Origin of the sequence: Cellulomonas sp. URHD0024, assembly GCF_000426185.1 — a bacterium.
Classification (GTDB): Bacteria; Actinomycetota; Actinomycetes; order Actinomycetales; family Cellulomonadaceae; genus Cellulomonas.
On record NZ_AUEW01000007.1, the window covers coordinates 39913 to 57164 of the forward strand.

Annotated in this window: 19 protein-coding genes and 1 riboswitch; of the genes, 6 read left to right on the plus strand and 13 right to left on the minus strand. The window is 71.7% G+C overall.

Annotation, left to right across the window (positions count from 1 at the left end):
• Positions 1-87: 87 nt before the first annotated feature.
• The 3 genes from I847_RS0107835 to I847_RS22535 all read right to left on the minus strand — a co-directional run bounded on the left by I847_RS0107835 (position 88) and on the right by I847_RS22535 (position 1307).
• Entirely contained in the window at positions 88-513 is a 426-nt protein-coding gene (locus I847_RS0107835) for a MarR family winged helix-turn-helix transcriptional regulator (protein WP_028049261.1), read from the minus strand.
• A complete protein-coding gene (locus tag I847_RS0107840) occupies positions 510-932 on the minus strand; it encodes a polyketide cyclase (protein WP_028049262.1) in 423 nt (140 codons plus the stop codon). The genes I847_RS0107835 and I847_RS0107840 overlap by 4 nt, the downstream gene beginning before the upstream one ends.
• A 90-nt stretch (positions 933-1022) precedes the next feature.
• On the minus strand, positions 1023-1307 hold the full coding sequence (locus I847_RS22535) for a DUF4235 domain-containing protein (RefSeq protein WP_051274582.1): 285 nt from the start codon (positions 1305-1307) through the stop codon (positions 1023-1025).
• A 58-nt stretch (positions 1308-1365) separates the two neighbouring features.
• Positions 1366-1482, plus strand: a riboswitch (TPP riboswitch).
• Between the two features lie 69 nt (positions 1483-1551).
• Here I847_RS22535 and I847_RS0107850 point away from each other — a divergent pair.
• Genes I847_RS0107850 through I847_RS0107860 form a run of 3 tightly spaced genes read left to right on the plus strand, consistent with a single transcriptional unit; the run spans position 1552 to position 5329 of the window.
• Positions 1552-2613 carry a thiamine ABC transporter substrate binding subunit gene (locus I847_RS0107850; protein WP_028049263.1) on the plus strand — a complete coding sequence of 354 codons (1062 nt, stop codon included), beginning with the start codon at positions 1552-1554 and terminating at the stop codon, positions 2611-2613.
• Positions 2613-4352 carry an iron ABC transporter permease gene (locus tag I847_RS0107855; RefSeq protein WP_028049264.1) on the plus strand — a complete coding sequence of 580 codons (1740 nt, stop codon included), beginning with the start codon at positions 2613-2615 and terminating at the stop codon, positions 4350-4352. Before I847_RS0107850 ends, I847_RS0107855 begins: the two co-directional genes overlap by 1 nt.
• Positions 4349-5329 carry an ABC transporter ATP-binding protein gene (locus tag I847_RS0107860; protein ID WP_034609551.1) on the plus strand — a complete coding sequence of 327 codons (981 nt, stop codon included), beginning with the start codon at positions 4349-4351 and terminating at the stop codon, positions 5327-5329. Before I847_RS0107855 ends, I847_RS0107860 begins: the two co-directional genes overlap by 4 nt.
• Before the next feature lies 1 nt (position 5330).
• On the opposite strand, the gene I847_RS0107865 is transcribed toward I847_RS0107860, so the two are convergent.
• On the minus strand, positions 5331-5879 hold the full coding sequence (locus I847_RS0107865; protein ID WP_155856058.1) for a hypothetical protein: 549 nt from the start codon (positions 5877-5879) through the stop codon (positions 5331-5333).
• Between the two features lie 46 nt (positions 5880-5925).
• Positions 5926-7248, minus strand: coding sequence for an APC family permease (locus I847_RS0107870; RefSeq protein WP_028049267.1), 1323 nt, complete (start codon positions 7246-7248; stop codon positions 5926-5928).
• 124 nt (positions 7249-7372) lie between these two features.
• On the opposite strand from I847_RS0107870, the gene I847_RS0107875 reads away from it, so the two are divergent.
• Entirely contained in the window at positions 7373-8134 is a 762-nt protein-coding gene (locus I847_RS0107875; RefSeq protein ID WP_028049268.1) for a hypothetical protein, read from the plus strand.
• On the opposite strand, the gene I847_RS22540 is transcribed toward I847_RS0107875, so the two are convergent.
• Together I847_RS22540 and I847_RS0107885 are read right to left on the minus strand one after the other, a co-directional pair.
• The gene (locus I847_RS22540) at positions 8124-8552 is read right to left on the minus strand and encodes a DUF1772 domain-containing protein (protein WP_034609597.1); all 429 of its coding nucleotides are present in this window, start codon (positions 8550-8552) and stop codon (positions 8124-8126) included. The genes I847_RS0107875 and I847_RS22540 overlap by 11 nt on opposite strands.
• Positions 8549-9334 (minus strand): hypothetical protein, encoded by a 786-nt coding sequence (locus I847_RS0107885; protein WP_034609553.1) that lies wholly within the window; start codon positions 9332-9334, stop codon positions 8549-8551. The genes I847_RS22540 and I847_RS0107885 overlap by 4 nt, the downstream gene beginning before the upstream one ends.
• Positions 9335-9414: 80 nt before the next feature.
• Here I847_RS0107885 and I847_RS0107890 point away from each other — a divergent pair, with 80 nt between their 5' ends.
• Positions 9415-10371 (plus strand): AraC family transcriptional regulator, encoded by a 957-nt coding sequence (locus tag I847_RS0107890; protein WP_028049270.1) that lies wholly within the window; start codon positions 9415-9417, stop codon positions 10369-10371.
• A gap of 142 nt (positions 10372-10513) precedes the next feature.
• Here I847_RS0107890 and I847_RS0107895 read toward each other — a convergent pair whose 3' ends face one another.
• Entirely contained in the window at positions 10514-11722 is a 1209-nt protein-coding gene (locus I847_RS0107895; RefSeq protein ID WP_028049271.1) for a GNAT family N-acetyltransferase, read from the minus strand.
• 232 nt (positions 11723-11954) lie between these two features.
• Here I847_RS0107895 and I847_RS0107900 point away from each other — a divergent pair, with 232 nt between their 5' ends.
• The gene (locus I847_RS0107900) at positions 11955-13424 is read left to right on the plus strand and encodes an Nramp family divalent metal transporter (protein WP_051274583.1); all 1470 of its coding nucleotides are present in this window, start codon (positions 11955-11957) and stop codon (positions 13422-13424) included.
• Between the two features lie 121 nt (positions 13425-13545).
• Here I847_RS0107900 and I847_RS22545 read toward each other — a convergent pair whose 3' ends face one another.
• From I847_RS22545 to I847_RS0107925, 5 genes are all read right to left on the minus strand, one after another.
• The gene (locus tag I847_RS22545; protein ID WP_155856059.1) at positions 13546-14370 is read right to left on the minus strand and encodes a hypothetical protein; all 825 of its coding nucleotides are present in this window, start codon (positions 14368-14370) and stop codon (positions 13546-13548) included.
• Between the two features lie 302 nt (positions 14371-14672).
• Positions 14673-16190, minus strand: coding sequence for an RNA polymerase sigma factor (locus tag I847_RS22550; RefSeq protein ID WP_231384137.1), 1518 nt, complete (start codon positions 16188-16190; stop codon positions 14673-14675).
• Complete coding sequence (locus I847_RS0107915) at positions 16187-16417, minus strand: hypothetical protein (RefSeq protein ID WP_028049273.1); 231 nt, start codon at positions 16415-16417, stop codon at positions 16187-16189. Before I847_RS0107915 ends, I847_RS22550 begins: the two co-directional genes overlap by 4 nt.
• Positions 16414-16776, minus strand: coding sequence for a YciI family protein (locus tag I847_RS22555; protein WP_051274585.1), 363 nt, complete (start codon positions 16774-16776; stop codon positions 16414-16416). Before I847_RS22555 ends, I847_RS0107915 begins: the two co-directional genes overlap by 4 nt.
• A 72-nt stretch (positions 16777-16848) precedes the next feature.
• Entirely contained in the window at positions 16849-17238 is a 390-nt protein-coding gene (locus I847_RS0107925; RefSeq protein WP_028049274.1) for a YciI family protein, read from the minus strand.
• Positions 17239-17252: the final 14 nt, after the last annotated feature.

Below are 17252 nucleotides of genomic sequence, written 5' to 3' on the forward strand. Positions count from 1 at the left end.
CGTGGCGCGGGGCCGCCGGTGCAGATCGTGATCTGCACCGGCGGCATCGTTGTCGTCCCGTGGCCGGTCCGAGACGGTCCCGACGCCTCAGGCGAGCCCCGCGAGCCGGCTGAGCAGGTCCCTCGCGTCCACGCCGGCGAAGAACGCGGCGTCGGCGTCCTCGACGACGGTGATCGCTCGAGCCGCGAGCTCCGCACCGGCGGGCGTCACGAGCACGAACTTGGCGCGTGCGTCGGTCGGGTCCTGCGTACGGCGCAGCAGACCCTTGGCCTCGAGGCGGGCGACGACGTCCGAGGTCATCTTCGGATCGGTGCCCGCCTGCGCCGCCACCTGCGACTGTCGGGGCGGTTCGCCGTGCCCGCCCAGCCACCACGCGCAGGCCAGCAGGACGAACTGCACGTGCGTCAGGTCGAGCGGGGCGAGCGCGGCGGTCATCGCCCGCTGCCAGCGCATCGTCGCGTGCCAGAGCAGGAACCCCGGGCTTTCCGACGGACCGCCGGCGAACCGTGTCATGCGTGGACCCGGGCGGCGTCGAACAGCGAACGCATCGAGGGGCCGAAGTCGTCGCTGATCTGCGGGCCGAGCTCGGGGCCGACCTGGTCGGCCGACGGCCCGTCGATCTCGAGCCGGTGCGTCACGCGCGTGCCCCCGCCGTCGAGCGCGACCAGCGTGTGGCGGAACAGGAGCGTGATGTCACCGAACGAGGTCAGGTCGGCGTAGGTCTCCGGCTCGACCAGGTCGACGATCGTCGAGTCGAACGTCCCCTGGCCGACGGGTGTGACGGCGACCGTGCTGCCGACGGCGAACGGTCCGTGCAGCTCGAAGTGGTCGGCGCCGTCGTACGTCAGCGCGCCGCGGTGGAGGTCCGCGAGCGCGGTCCACACGGTCTCGGGGGAGAGGTCGGTCTCGGCGGTGTGCTCGGCGATCCACATGATGTGCCTCCTGGGTATTTAGTCCGTGCTACGACTATAGGCGCACAGACTAAATGCCCGCAAGAGAGAGACCGCTCCAGGACGACCTGGTCAGTCGAAGTACTCGTCGTCGTCGTCCTCCATCGCCGCGACGACGTGGGCCGCGCCGTGGGTGGCGAGCACGCGAGAGATCGCGACGAGTGCGCCGGTGACTGCAGCAGCCGTGACCATCTCGGTCAGGTTGGCGTTGCCCTTGTCGTCGGGCGTCGGCGGCTTGTGGCCCGTCCTGGCCTTCCACACGCTCGAGATCAGCTTCTGCGCGAGCCATGCCGCGATGAGCGTGGCGGCAGCGCCGATGATCTTCGCGAGAAAGGACGACTGCGGCTTGTCGGACATGCAGGCCACGCTACTGGGGCACGGCCCCGGGCGCTGCCCCTACGGGCGTAGGATCGCGGACGAACGACAGGGGAGCGTCGGGCCGAACAGGTCAGGACGCTGAGAGTGCGGGCCTCCGCAGACCCTCGAACCTGATCCGGTTGATACCGGCGTAGGGAGTCGGGCTTCTCAGTCTCCGTGGTCGCGCCACTCGTGGGCGCGCTGCGGTGACCCCCTCCTTTTCGACCAAGGAGGAGCACCACCCATGGCGAGAACCGTCTCGCTCACCGCACTCGCCGTCGTCGCGGCCGCCTCGCTCGCCGCCTGCTCGGCCGTCGGTGGCACTGGACCGACGACAGTCTCGACCCACGACGCCGTCACGCTCGTCACGCACGACTCGTTCCAGCTCTCCGACGGGCTGCTCGACGCGTTCACCAAGAAGACCGGCCTGACGGTCAAGGTGGTCCAGCCCGGTGACGCCGGCACGCTGGTCAACCAGCTCGTGCTCACCAAGGGTGCTCCGCTCGGCGACCTCGCGTACGGGATCGACAACTCGTTCGCGTCCCGCGCGATCGACGAGGGCGTCGTGCAGTCGTACGTGTCGCAGGTGCCGGCCGCCCAGGACGCGGAGCAGTACAAGGTCGACGGGTCCGACACGCTGACCGCGATCGACAAGGGCGACGTCTGCATCAACGTGGACCACGCCTGGTTCACGGCCCACGGCCAGGCCGAGCCGGTCACCCTCGAGGACCTGACCAAGCCGGCGTACAAGGACCTGACCGTGGTGCCCAACGCGGTCACCTCGTCGCCGGGACTCGCGTTCCTGCTCGCGACGATCGGCGCGTTCGGCGAGGACGGCTACGTGCAGTACTGGAGCGACCTCAAGGCCAACGGGCTCAAGGTCGCCGACGGCTGGACGGACGCCTACGAGACCGACTTCTCCGGCGGTCAGGGCCACGGGCCACGCCCGATCGTCCTGTCGTACTCGTCGTCGCCGCCGGACTCCGTCCCCGAGGGTGGCACTGAGCCGACCACCGGTGCCCTGCTCGACACGTGCTTCCGGCAGGTGGAGTACGCGGGTGTCCTGAAGGGTGCGTCCAACCCCAAGGGTGCCGAGGAGCTGCTCGACTACCTGCTGTCCACCAAGGTCCAGGCCGACATCCCCGGGTCCATGTACATGTACCCGGTGAGCACGGCCGTCGACCTGCCCGCCGAGTGGGCGTCGTGGGCGCCGCTGGCGACGAAGCCGTTCGAGGTACCGCCGGCGGACATCGCGAAGAACCGCGCCGAGTGGCTGAAGCAGTGGTCGGAGACGGTGATCGGCTGATGACGCAGACGCTCGTCCGCCTCGACGCCCCGGCCTCGCCGCCGCGGTCGTCGGGACGGGCGCGCGTCGTCGCGTTCTGGAGCCTCGCGGTCCTCGTGCCGCTCCTCTTCCTCGGCCTCTTCTTCGCGTGGCCGGTCGCCGTGATGATCGGCAAGGGGTTCGTCGTCGACGGTCGTGTGGACCTGTCGGGCTTCGCGGAGGTGTTCTCAGACCCGCGCACGTGGCGGATCATCGGGCTGACTGTGGCGCAGGCGTCGTTGGGCACGACCATCTCGGTACTGCTCGGCGTGCCCGGCGCCTACCTGCTCTACCGGCACTCGTTCCGCGGGCGGTCCGTGCTCCGCGCACTGGTCACCGTGCCGTTCGTCCTGCCGACGGTCGTGGTCGGCGTCGCGTTCCGGTCCCTGCTCGTCGACGGCGGACCGCTCGGCTTCCTGCACCTCGACGGCACGTTCGCGGCGATCGTCGCTGCGCTCGTGTTCTTCAACTACGCGGTCGTGGTCCGCGCGGTCGGGGGCCTGTGGGAGCGCCTCGACCCCCGCGCCGAACAGGCCGCACGAGCGCTCGGCGCCTCCCCGTGGAAGGCGTTCCGCACGGTCACGCTCCCGTCGCTGGCGCCCGCGATCGCGTCCGCCGCCTCGCTCACCTTCCTGTTCTGCGCCACCGCGTTCGGCACCGTCCTCGTCCTCGGCGGCCTGCAGTTCGGCACGATCGAGACGGAGATCTGGATCCAGACCACGCAGTTCCTCGACCTGCGGGCCGCGGCCGTTCTGTCGGTCGTGCAGCTCGTCGTCGTCGCGGCGGTGCTCGTGGTGGCGGGACGGGCGAGGTCGCGACGAGAGCGCGCGCTGGCTCTGTCGTCGCAGACCTCGCGCCCGCTCAGCCTGAGGCGCCCGCCGGGCCTGCCGCCCGGCGACGGGCACGCGATGTCGCTGGCCGCGGCCGCTGTCACGGCGGTCGTGGTCGTGCTCATCGCGACGCCTCTGGTCAACCTCGTCGTCCGCTCCCTGCACACGCCGCGGGGCTGGTCGTTCGACAACTACACCGCGCTCGGCACCACCGGCGGGTCGCTGACCGTGACTGTCTGGCAGGCAGCGCTGAACTCGCTGCGGATCGCGGTCGACGCCACGACGATCGCGCTGCTGGTCGGTGGGCTCGTGGCCCTCGTCGTGTCGCGACGACCTCGGCGGCCGGCCGCGCGAAGGGCGGTCGGAGGGTTGGACGCGTTGTTCATGCTGCCGCTCGGCGTGTCCGCGGTGACCGTCGGGTTCGGCTTCCTGCTCTCCATGCACCACCCGTTCGGCCTGCCCGTGGACCTGCGGACGAGCCCGCTGCTCGTGCCGATCGCGCAGGCCGTTGTCGCCGTGCCGCTCGTGGTCCGCACGGTGCTGCCCGTGCTGCGCGCGATCGACCCGCGGCTGCGCGAGGCAGCGGCGACGCTCGGCGCGTCCCCGTTCCGCGTCCTGCGCACGGTCGACCTCTCGCTGGGTCTGCGGGCGTTCGGCCTCGCCGTCGGGTTCGCGTTCGCAGCGTCGCTGGGAGAGTTCGGTGCCACCTCGTTCCTGGCGCGGCCCGACCGACCGACCCTGCCCGTGGTGATCTTCCGGCTGATCGGGCGGCCCGGTCCCCAGAACTACGGCATGGCGCTCGCGGCGTCGGTGGTCCTGGCCGTCCTGACCACGATCGTCGTCGCGACCTGCGAGAAGCTGCGGACCGCCGGACCCGGCGGTGACTGGTGACTCTCACCATCGACGACGTGGTGGTGCGGTACGGCTCCGCGACCGCCGTCGACCGGGTGTCGCTGTCCGTGCACAGCGGTGAGGTGGTCGCGCTCCTCGGGCCGTCGGGGTGCGGGAAGTCGTCCTTGCTGCGCGCGGTCGCGGGACTGGAGCCGCTGGCCGCCGGGTCGGTGCGGTGGGACGGTTCCTCCCTCGCCGGCGTGCCGGTGCACCGGCGCGGGTTCGGGCTGATGTTCCAGGACGGCCAGCTCTTCGCGCACCGCTCGGTGAGCGGCAACGTCGGCTACGGGCTGCCCCGGGGCGCGTCGGTCGACGCGCTGCTCGACCTGGTCGGCCTGGCCGGCTTCGGGGGCAGGTCCGTCGAGACCCTCTCCGGAGGGGAACGTCAGCGCGTCGCGCTCGCCCGTGCGCTGGCCCCGCAGCCGCGGCTCCTGCTCCTGGACGAGCCCCTGTCCGCCCTCGACCGGACCCTGCGCGAGCGGCTCGCGGTCGACCTGCGCGCGGCCCTCGTCGCGACCGGAACCACCGCGCTGTTCGTCACGCACGACCACGACGAGGCCTTCGCGGTCGCGGACCGCGTCGGGGTGATGTCGGGCGGACGCCTGCTGCAGGTCGCCACCCCGACGGACTTGTGGCGCTCCCCCGCGTCCCGGGAGGTCGCGTCGTTCCTCGGCTACGAGGCCTTCGTGCACGCCTCCGCACAGGCGGCCGCACCGCTGCGCGAGGCACTCGGGTCCCGTCTCGAGGACGACGCGACGATCGCGTTGGCCGAGGGTGCGTTCGTCGTCGGGCGTGCCGGGGTGGCCAAAGGCACCGTCACGGGTGTCGCGTCCCGCCGCGGCCGCTCCGAGGTCCGCGTCGAGGTCGACGGCATCGGCGCGGTGACGGCTCTCGGCCCGGTCGGCGGTCGCTGGGCCACCGGCGACGTCGTCGAGCTGGGCGTCGAGCCCGATGCCCTGGCGGTCCTGCCGCTGTAGGTCAGTCCGAGTCGGTCGTGCAGATGACCGTCACTGCGGCGTGGCGCTGGTCCACCAGCAGCCACGTCTGGTCCAACCCGGCGTCGGCGAACCACGGCGACCACGCCTCGTCGCTGGAGTAGACGGAGAAGTCCTCGAAGTGGTCGTGGACGAGGTCGTGCACGGCCGCGACCGCCTTCGCCTTCGCCGTGCGCTGCGGGCCCGGGAATCGTCTGTAGGCGCCGCCCAGCACGAGCAGGGCCGCGAGGTCGCCGTCCAGACGCAACGCTCCACCGGGGACCGCCGCGAACTTCGGGGGCGTTCCGATGGGGAACGGGAACGGGTCGAGCACGTCCGGCATGGCCGTGCGGGCCGCCGCCGAGCCGAAGAGCTCCCGGAAGGCCTCGAACGTCTCGAGGCTCGTCCCGGTGCGGAACCAGTCCTGGCGGTCGCCTGTCCAACGGAAGCGGCGGACATGGGTGTTCGCGCGCGGGCGCGTCGTCGCCAGCAGGCGGAGAAACTCTGCGAGGTCCGGACCGTTCAGCTCGACCTCTCGGTAGTGATCAGCCACGGCACGGAGCATCCCACGCTTCGGCGCGCGCGCGTCGGACCGGAGCCTAGGTGGTGCCGGCCTCCTGGGCTGCTGCGGCCGACTTCCGTCGCCTCGTCCACACCTCGTCGACGACGAAGGCCAGCGCGACCAACGCGACCATGAACCAGAACGAACGCCGCTGGTGGTGGAACAGGTCGACGACGAACCACGCCAGCACGACACCGGCGATCGTGACTGCCGCCGCCGTCAAGAGCGTCGAGGCGCGCAGCTCGGAGCGCAGCCGGAAGGCGGCGATGGCGACGAGCAGGAACACGGCGAGGGACACCGCGCTGCCGACCGACGCGAGCGCGCCGAGGCTGAGGACGGTGACGAAGAGGATCATCAGGAGCGCGGTGATGAGCAGCCCTCCGTGGCTGCCCAGCCGCGTCCGGGACCCGAACGCCGGCGGGAACGTCCCCGAGTCCGCCAGCGTCGCGGTCAGTGCGCGGGAGCTGTAGAGGACCGCGGTCACGCTGGACGAGGTCGCCAGCAGTGCGGCGACCGTCATCATCGCGTAGCCCGCCTGTCCCAGCGTCGGTTCGGCGGCCACGGCGAGCGCCCGCGGTCCGGCCGCCACGACCTCGTCGACCGGGAGCGTGCCGAACACGCAGACCGCCACCAGCACGTACAGCACGGTCGTGATCGCCAGGGCGGCGTACAGGGCGACGGGCATCTGACGTCGCGGGTGTGGGAGGTCGTCGCCCACGAAGGAGATGACCGCGAAGCCGAGGAACGCGAAGAACGTCAAGGCGATGCTGGCGATGATGTCGTCGACGCCCGGGTACGTGCTCGGCGCGAGCAGCGAGAGGTCGACCTGGGTGAACGTGCCGATGATGAAGACGGCGAACACGACGAGCAGCAGGCCGACGATCACCGACTGCACGCGGTCGACGAGACGCGGCCCGGCGATGGTCAACCACGTCCCGAACGCGACGAGCACCACCGCGCACAGCTTCGAGAGCCAGCCGCCGGCGGGTCCGTCTGCGATGAGCTCCGCGGCGTAGTCGCCGAAGGACGCGGCGACCATGGCGCCCACGACGACGATCGCGGTGAGGTATCCCAGCCACGCGGCGACCGCGACGAGCCGACGGCTGCGGAAGCCGTGCGACAGGTACACGATGATGCCGCCGGACGACGGCCAGCGGATCGCGAACTTCACCAGCGTGTAGCCGAGCGCCGTCGACATCACCCCGGCGAGCAGGAACGAGATCCACACCGCTGAACCGGCCACCGCGCCCGCCTGGCCGAGCAGCGCGAAGATCCCCGCGCCGACCATCGCCCCCACGCCGAGCACGATGGCGCCGCGCACCGTCAGGTGAGCCGTCGCGGCCGTGGCCGGTTCGGACATGTAGTGCTCCCTCGGTCGGCCAAAGGTGTGCCGCAATCGGCATGCTCGACCCTAGCGGCGTCGTCGACGAGCGTGCCCGGTGGTGCGTGACTAACGTCGGTAGGAGAGGGCGAGGTGAGCAGCGATGACGCTGGAGCTGCGTGAGGTCGTGTCGGTCGATATCCCCGTTCCGCTCGCGACCCTGTGGCCGTACGTGCGCGAGCCGCGGCTGGTGCACCGCTGGTTCGGCTGGGACTACGACGGTCTGGACGACCAGATCCGCTCGGTGTTCGACGTCGAGCCGGTCGAGTCGCATGACGTCGTCGGCGACTCGACGATCCACACGCTGACCTGGCCGCACCTCGACGTCCTGACCGCGCGATCCCGCGTGTCGCTGCCCGGTCACACGCGCCTGACGGTGACGCGCCGCAGCCACCAGGGCGTCTCGACGTTCGACGGCATCCGCGACGAGGTCGACGAGGGCTGGATCGCGTTCGTGCACCAGCTGGCGTTCGCGGTCACGGTGCACCCCGGCGAGGAGCGGCGGACGCTCTCGACGTTCGGCCTGGACGCGGGCACCCCCGGCGACCGGCTCCTCGACAACGCGGGGATCGCGGGCATCCGCAGCATCCCGGTCGGCGGCCACGTGCAGGCTCGTCGCCCTGACGGGACGCTGCTCGGCGGCACGATCGACTACATGACCCCCCTGCAGTTCGGCCTGCGGCTGCACGGGATCAGCGCGATCTACTTCGTCATCATGGAGATCCCGGCCGCCGCCGCCCCGCCGAACGGCAGGGTGAACGCGATCCTGTCCACCTACGGTCTCGACGAGGGCACGTTCGCCGAGGTCGAGGACCGGTGGGGCAAGTGGTGGACCGCCGCCATGCCCCGGTCCGTCAGGACCTGACCGCCGCTGCTCCGACGAGTGCGGCGGCCGCGATCCCGGACAGCGCCCGGACGTGGTTGGCGACCATCCAGCGCTGGTAGAAGTCCGCCCAGGTCGTGGTGCCCGCGGCAAGTGCGTCGTTGAGCGGCACGTTGACGCCGATCGTCGTGCCGATCGCGCCCACCAGGAACGCGGCCGAGCCGGCGATCAGCAGCGGGTCCCGCTGGCGGACACCGATGACGCCCGTCGCGACCGTGAGTGCCGCGGTCCCGAAGAGGACCGTCATGAACGCGGGCCGGACGGCAGCGACGTTCATCGCGTTCATGGCGGCGGTGGCCTTCTCCGGGCCGAGCGTGTTGATCGCGGGCATGACGAACGACGAGAACGCGAAGAAGATGCCGCCGTTGACCGCGCACCCCAGGGCGGTGGCGAGCCTCATCGCCACGCCTCCTCGTTGGCCTGTGCGAACGTCCGGAAGTCGCGTGGCTCGCGGCCGAGCAGCTGCTGGACGCCCGTGTCGAGATGCGCGTTGCGACCGTCGAACAGCTCGCGGAAGAGCATGAGGACCAGGTCGATCTCGTCCGGCGGGCCGCCGTCGAGCATCGCGGCCTCGGACACGCTCTCGAAGCGGACCTCGCGTCCGACCGCTTCGGCGATCTCCTGCACGGCGTCGGCGAAGCTCAGCAGACGGGGGCCGGTCAGCTGGTAGGACGCGCCTTCGTGGTTCGGCTCGGTGAGGGTCGCCACGGCCGCGTCGGCCAGGTCGTCGGCGTCCAGGAACGGCTCGGGGGTGTCGCCCACGGGCAGCGCGAGGCGTCCCTGCCGGACCGCGTCGAGGAACAGCCCTTCGGAGAAGTTCTGCGCGAACCAGCTCGCGCGCAGGACCGTGGCGTGGGGGGCGGTGTCCCGGAGGGCGTCCTCGGCTTGCTTGGCCTGCGGCTCGCCACGGCCGGAGAGCAGGGTGATGGCGTGGAGGTGCCGGGCCGCCTTGCCGAAGCCGGACAGCTGGTCCGGGGCGTTCGGTACGGCGACGTCAGGGGCGTAGGCGACGTAGGCGCGGTCGGCCTCGCCCAGGGCGGCCTCCCACGTCTCGGGTCGGTCCCAGTCGAACGGCGGTGTGCCGGTTCTGGAACCGATTCTCGTGGTGATCCCACGGGCGTGGAGACGGACTGCGACGCGGCGACCGGTCTTGCCGGTGCCACCGGCGATGAAGGTTGTCATGGGTCCATCTGAACGTTCCTTGCCGAGCGCTTCAATAGTTGATGCGCTCTCTCGCATACGTCAGCGTCTACGGTGGTGGGATGGATCCCCTCGCCTCCGTGCTCGCCGGGCCCAGCGCACGCGGTGCGTTCGTCCTGCGCTGCTCGCTCGAACCGCCCTGGGCCATGCGGATAGCGGACGAAGCGCCGCTGTCGGTCGTCGCCCTGGTCCGGGGGCAGGCGTACATCGTCCCGTCCGGCGGTGCGCCGGTGCTGCTGCGCGCCGGTGACGTGGCGGTCGTGCGCGGTCCTGAGCACTACACCGTTGCCGACGAGATCGGCACGACCCCCCAGGTCCGCATCGAGCCGGGTCAGGTCTGCATCCCGCTGGCCGGCCCGGACACCCCGGCGATGACCGACGTGGGCGTGCGCACCTGGGGCAACGCGCGCGACGGAAGCACTCTGCTGCTCGACGGGACCTACGAGTCGCAGAGCATGGTCGGTCGGCGCGTGCTCGCCGGGTTGCCGCAGATCGTGGTCGCCCCTCGGGAGCACGTGCCGAGCGCCCTGATCGACTACCTGTCCGCCCAGATCTCGCGCGACGAACCCGGGCAGGCCGCCGTGCTCGACCGCATCCTGGACCTCGTCCTGATCGCGGTGCTGCGGTGGTGGTTCGCCTCCTCGGGGTCCGCCTCCTCCGACGGCGCCGGCTGGTACCGAGCCTCAGCCGACCCCGTCGTCGGTCAGGCCCTCGTGCTCATGCAGGAGCAGCCCGCCGCCGCGTGGACGGTCGAGGGCCTTGGTGCGACGACCGGCCTGTCCAGGGCCGCGTTCGCGCGGCGGTTCACGGCCCTGGTCGGCGAACCGCCCATGTCCTACCTGACGGGCTGGCGGATGTCGCTGGCCGCCGACCTTCTTGCGGAGCCCGGAGCCACCGTCGCGTCCGTCGCCCGGCGGGTGGGGTACGGCACACCGTTCGCGTTCAGCACCGCGTTCAAGCGCGAGCACCAGGTCAGCCCGCAGCAGTACCGCGCGAGCCTCGTCGCGACGACGGCATGAGCTGCCGCGGCCTCGTTCTGAATCCTGCGGCAGCTGCGTGCTCGTCGTGGAGCCTGCGTGACCTGCCGCGTGCTGTCTGGGCTGGGTGGGCCGCCGGTGCGCTCGTCGTGGAGCCTGCGAGGTGCCGCGCGGTTCGGCGTGGCTACAGCTTGAGCTGCCACTCGCCCGACCCGCCCGCCGGGCGGAAGCCCAGGGTGACGTTGATGGCGAGCATGTAGGCGTTCTCCTCGGCGTTCCACGTGCCGACGCGCCGGACGGCCGGCCGCTCGGCCGCGAGCCGTTGGAGGTTGGCGGCCTTCACGAGCATCCCGAGCCGGTGCCCGCGGTGCTCCTTGACGACGAGCGTGTCGTTCTGGTGCACGTACTCCCGCACGTGCGGCACCGTGATGAGCTCGGTGAACGCGACGAGCGTGTGCGTCGAGACCTGCTCGGCAGCCATCACCAGGATGCCCAGCCCTCGCTCCTGGAGCTGCCTCTCGGTGGAGCGGATCCGGTCGCCGTCCCACACCTCCTCGTCGAGCTCGAGGTCACCCAGTGGACTGTCCGTGCTCATGCGTGAGGCCAGGTAGGCGTAGCCGTCGAGCCACTCGTCGGGGCAGTGGTCCGCCCAGGAGACCAGGCGGTAGTCCGGCCCCGCGTGCTCCGCAGCGTCTCGTCGGAGGTCCTCCACGCGGTCCCGGTCGACGGGGAGGTCGACGACCGAGTACCGGGCCACCTGGCCGAGCTCGTACCCATGCTTCGTCGCGAAGCGGGTGGCGTCGTCCGTGGCGAGGACGCGCCCCTCGCCCGTCGACGGCGCGAGCGTGTCCGGGCCCGCCGGAGGTTCTGCCCGCTGGTCGGTCGACGCCTGGATCGTGGTGCGACCAGCGCCGGCCGCGATCCTGATCGCGGCCTCGTGCAGCGCCGACCCGATGCCCTGGCGTCGACTGTCGGGGTGGACGCCGATCTCGACGCGCGCCGTGTGCGTGTTGTCCTCGAGCGGCAGGTTCACGGCCGCGTACCCGACGACCTGCGCCGGATCGCCGTCGGCGCTGCCGCCGCTGGCGCCCCTGTGGCCGCTGTCGGCGCTGGCGCCGCCGTCGGCTCTGTCGCCGCCCTGGGCACCGTGCACACCGTGCGCACTGCCAGCACCGTGCCCGCCGTCCTGCACCGCGACCAGCCTCACCTTGCGGACGTAGCGCTGATCGTGCAGCGAGCCGAGGATCTCTTGCGCCGTGCGGTCGAGGTCGTGGTTGCCCCAGCTGTCCAGGAGCGTCGCGTTGGACACGTGGACGAACCCCTGCAGGAGCCACGCCCCCGGGTCGTCGATGCTGGCGAAGAGCGGGAGCTCGCGGATCGACCACGTCGTCATGCCGTCCACCCTCCCGCCGCCGACGCCCGCGGTCGACCCATTTCACCTGCGCAACGTCCGCGCTCGTGTGTCCTATGACCCCGACGACCGCGGACGTCCCGACGCCCCCGGCGGTCAGCTGTCCTGCCGCACCGCGTGCACCTGCGGAACCGTGAGTTGGTCGGCGGCGACGGGAATGGAATCCGCGTCTCCGGTAGAATAAGTTCGGAGAGCCGAACTTGCGGGAGTCCAGATGCGAAGCAGTACCGCGGTCGACGTCGACGTGGCACCCGCCCGGGCGCCGCGCCGACGGCTCGCCTTCCTGCTCGGACCCGCGTTCGTCGCCGCGATCGCCTACGTCGACCCAGGTAACGTCGCCGCCAACCTGACCGCGGGCGCGCGCTACGGCTACCTGCTGCTGTGGGTGCTCGTCGTCGCCAACGCCATGGCTGTGCTGGTCCAGTACCAGTCCGCCAAGCTCGGCCTGGTCACGGGGCAGTCACTCCCCGGGCTCCTGGGGCAGCGTCTACGACGAGGCCCGCGGCTCGCCTTCTGGGCGCAGGCCGAGCTCGTCGCCGCGGCCACCGACATCGCCGAGGTCGTCGGCGGCGCCATCGCCCTGAACCTGCTGTTCGGGCTCCCGCTACCGCTCGGGGGGTTGATCGTCGGCATCGTCTCGCTGGCGCTGCTGCTGGTGCAGAACCGGTACGGGCAGTCACGGTTCGAGCTGGTGATCGTCGGGCTGCTGGCGATCATCTCCGTCGGGTTCCTGGCTGGCCTGTTCGTCGTACCGCCGGACGCGCGCGGTGTCCTGTCGGGTCTGGTCCCCCGTTTCGACGGTCCCGGGTCCGTGCTGCTCGCCGCGTCGATGCTCGGCGCGACCGTCATGCCGCACGCGATCTACGTGCACTCCGCCCTCGCCCGCGACCGCCACGGCTCCGCGCCCACCGACTCCGCACTCTCGTCGTCGGTCTCAGCTGGGTCGTCCTCATCGCTTTCAACCGGGTCGTCGTCGTCGGTCGCAACCGCGCTCTCTCCGTCGCCCTCGTCGACGCGCTCGCCCTTGGGGGCGCTGCTGCCCTTGCTCTCGCGCTCGTCCGTGCCCTCGGGCTCGCCGGAGGTCGAGCTGCCGGCTCGTGGTGCGCCGTCGGTCGGCGCCGAGGTCCGGTACGACATTCCGCGACTGCTGCGGGCCACCCGCTGGGACGTCGGCTTCGCGCTGGCGATCGCGGGCGTCGTCAACATCGGGCTCCTGCTCCTGGCCGCGTCGGGCCTCCGCGGTGCAGCCGGCACGGACTCGATCCCCGGCGCCTACGACGCCATCGTCGCGGCCCTCGGCGTCGGCATCGGCATCGCGTTCGCGATCGGTCTTCTCGCGTCGGGCCTCGCCTCGACCTCGGTGGGTGCCTACGCGGGTGCGACGATCATGGAGGGCCTCCTGCGCCGGCGCGTGCCCCTGGTCCTGCGCCGCTCGGTCACCCTCATCCCTGCGTTGGCCTTGCTGGCCTTCGGCGCCGACCCGACCTGGACGCTGGTGATCTCGCAGGTCATCCTCTCGTTCGGCATCCCGTTCGCGGTCATCCCCCTGGTCCGACTGACCCGTTCCCGTGCGGTCATGGGCGTGTACCGCAACGGCCTGCGCCTGCACGCGACCCTCCTCCTGGTGGTCGCTCTGGTCGTCACCCTGAACCTGACCCTGATCGTCCTGCTGGCCCTGGGCTGAGCTGCGACGGCGTCGACCGGGTCGGCCGGTCGGCCGGGTCGGCCGGCGCCGAGTTCGTGCGTTCGAGCCGACTTCGTGCGGTCCAGCGGTCGCACTCGACTCGAACGCACGAACTCGGTGGTCAGCCGAGCAGGTCAGCGCGTGGTCGGAGCGAGGCGGCGACGGTCGGAGGGAGGAACGGGCGCAGCCGGGACGTCAATGCAGTTCCGCGGAGGTCTTCCTTCGTCACGCGCACGGACCGCCAGCCGGCCTCCTGTATGGCGTCGTGCCGGCGCTTCTCCTTGATGAACTCGTCGGTCGCTCGCTCGGCATACTTCCCCCGGCCGTCGTACTCCAGGAGCAGCCGCCACTCGGCCCAGCCCATGTCCGCCCAGAACATGCCCAGGTGCGTGGAGATCGGCACCTGCGTCTGCGGCGGGGGTAGACCATCCCGCGTCACGACGAACCGCGTGGCAGTTTCGCCGGGGGACTCGGCCCCCTCGTCGGCCAGCTCGACGACCGCTCTGGCGCTCGCGATCCCGCGTCGTCCCGCGCGCTCGGACAGAAGGCGTCGCAGGACGGCCGGATCGGCGCCGCGCCGAACCGCGCCATCGGCGACCACCAGCCCCGGCAAGGGACCGAGCAGGCAGGCGCAGTCGACGACGGTTCGCTCGAGCGTCGTGACCGGGACGCCGTTGACGACGGTCCGCTCGTCGTCTGCCGGTACCCCGAAGTGGGGCGTCACCTGTGCGTTCCTGCGTCCACTCCTTCGGTGCTCGCGAAGCACGTGCGTCGTCGTCGGCAGGGACCACAGTGGCAGTCCCCAGACGAGCGCCGCCGACTGATGGCTGAACCAGTGCGGTGCCGTGAGCCGTTCGTCCAGACCCTTGATCCGCGCGAGCGCCAGCTCCCGACGACGGTCTGGCGAGCTCGCCGGCGCCGCAGGCACGTACACCCCACGGCCCACGCGTTCCCACAGACCTGAAGCCTGGCGGGACCTGACCGTCGCAGACCGATGGTCACGCGCGAGCCAGACAGGCGGAAGGGTCGGCGGTTCTGGTCGTGCGCCGTCGGTCGATCGTCTCCCCATGAACGCACGATGCAGCCCAGCCGCCACCAAAAGGGCGCGCTGCAACGAGGAGTCGGAGACGGCCGGCCAGGCCGGGGCCCTGGTCGGCTCGCCGAGTTCGTGCGTTCGACGTGACTTCGTGCGTTGGAACAGTCGAACTCGGCTCATGCGCACGAACTCGGCGGGAACGGGCGTCGCCGTCAGACGGCGTCCTGGGTCAGTGCTGACAGGCGCGACTCAAGGTGGGCGCGTTCTGTGGGGTTGGTGACCAAGGTCAGGGCTTCCTTGTAGGCGGTCGCCGCGGCGGTCCGGTCGCCGGCGCGGGACAGGAGCTCGGCGCGGACCGCGGGGACCCGGTGGTGTCGAGGGAGCTGGTCCTCCAGGCCGTCGAGCAGCAGCAAGCCCGCCGACGGGCCCGCGACCTCGGCCACCGCGACCGCTCGCGCCAGCCGGACCACCGGCGAGCCCGTCAGGCGCTCGAGCTCGAGGTAGCGGGTGGCGATGACGTCCCAGCGGGTGTCGGCGGCGGTCGGGGCGGTGGCGTGCTCGGCGGCGATGAGGGCCTGGAGGCGGTACTCCTCCGCGAGGCGGGTGACGACGGAGGCGGTCGACGGGTCGGCGGGTCCTGGGCGGCCGGCCGGCAGGGATCCGTGGGGCGCTTGGGGGATGGCTCGTCCGTGGCCGGTGACGGGCGCCGTAAGGGGGCGAGCAGGCGCGAGGGACCCGAGCAGGGCGACGCCCTCGGCGATCTCGGTGCGGTGCCAGCGGGAGCGGTCCTGGTCGGGGAGGAGGACCAGCGTGCCGTCGGGGGCCAGGCGGGTGTCCCTGCGGGAGTGCTGGAGCAGAAGGAGGGCCAGCAGCGCGCGGATCACGGGCCGGGCGGGGAGGAGCGAGTCGAGGACGCGCAGGAGCCGGATCGCCTCGTCGCCGAGGTCGACGCGCAGCACGACGGAGCCCTCGCCCGGGTGGTAGCCCGAGGTGAAGGCCAGGTAGACGACCGTTGCGACGACGTCGAGGCGCTCGGCGAGGTGCGCCGCGGGTGGGGTCGCGAAGGGGATGCCGGACGAGGCGAGCCGCTTCTTGGCGCGGGTCAGGCGGGCGGCCATGGTGGTCTCCTGGACCAGCAGCAGCCGGGCGATCTCGGTCGTCGTCAGGCCGACGACGAACCGGAGCGTCAGGGCGACGCGGTCGTCGGGGGCGATCGCGGGGTGGCAGCAAGCGAAGATCAGCCGGAGCTGTTCGTCGGCGACGTGTGCTCCAGGGTCGACGACGGCCGCGGCGGCTGCGCGCATCTCGTCGTCGACGACCATCAACGGTTCCTTCCGGCGGTGGACCGCCTCGGAACGGAGGCGGTCGAGGACGCGGCGGCGGGCTGCGGTGAGCAGCCACGCGCCGGTGTTCGTCGGCACACCGTCGACAGGCCAGTGCCGCGCGGCGGCCTCGAACGCGTCCGAGAGCGCATCCTCGGCGAGGTCCGGCCGCGCGTACTGCCCGATCAGGAGCCCGATGAGCCGCGACCACGACGTGTGCCAGGCGTCGGCGAGCGCGCGGTCGGCCTCCGTCGAGCCACCGGCCGCATCGCGGTGGTCCGACGAAGAACCGGGGCCAGCCGACGATCGGAGGCCGGCCGGCGGGCCGCCGGACCGATCGGCACCGGAGGAGCTGGAGACCGCGGACGTGCCCGGCCCGTCGCCCGGCAGGGAGGGGCGATCCGTCACGTGACCTCCGCCGGCCGCACCTCGAAGGTCCCCTCGGACGGCAGCCGGTCGAGCACCTCGTCGAGCGACGCGGCGTCGACCAGGGCGAACCCCGACAGTGCCGACGCGTCCCCGTCGAAACCCGAGGAGTGCACGGCGCTGTCCACGACCAGCGTGCCGGTCTCAGGGGGCGCGAGCGACACCCCCGACGGCAGCGACGACCCGAACGCCAGCACGACGAACCTCACTGGAACGACTCGCGGTCCGAAGCGCGGATCTCCACGTGCTCACCGTTCAGGACGAGACGACCGACGGCCTCGGTGAGGGCGTCCAGCGACGGCGCGGTCACCATGTAGTAGCCGCCCACCTGCTCGGCGATCTCGCTGTAGGGCCCGTCGGTGACGGCGAGCCCGCCCCGACCGTCCGGGCGCAGGGAACGCGCGCGGGCGGCCGAGGCGAGCGGCGCGCTGCTGCTGATGGGCCAGCCGTTGGCTGCGCAGAACGTCTGGAACGCGTCGTGTGCAGCCCGCGCCTGCGCGAACTCGGCGGCCGAGAGCGTCGCGTCGCGCGCTTCGGACCTGTGCAGCAGCACCATGTACTCGGTCATGACGATTCCTTCCGGGAGACGACGATGACCACATGACGGCCGAGAGCACCGGGACTCGACACGACGACCATGTCAGAGAGCTGCTGCGGGTCGCTGGCCGTCGACCTGGATGACCGGTCGGAGCTCGGCGCCGCCACCGGTGTCCGTGATGAGCATCTCCCCGGTGAGCTCGGCGAGGCCCTTGGGGTCGTCGGTCTGGAACACGTAGTACCCGCCCAGGTACTCGGCTGTCTCGCTGAACGGGCCGTCGGTGACCTCGACCGGCCCGCCTTCGGACCGTCGTGCGGTGATCGCCGTGGACGAGAACCCGAGCTGCTCGCCGCCGATCATCGTGTAGCCCTGCTCGGCACAGGCGGCGGCGTAGGCGCGGTGCTCGCGCATGACCCGGTCGACGACCTCCGCCGACGCCGACGTCCAGAACTTCTCGTCCCCGTACAGCAGCACCATCCACGTTGCGGTCATCGCGGTCTCCTCCG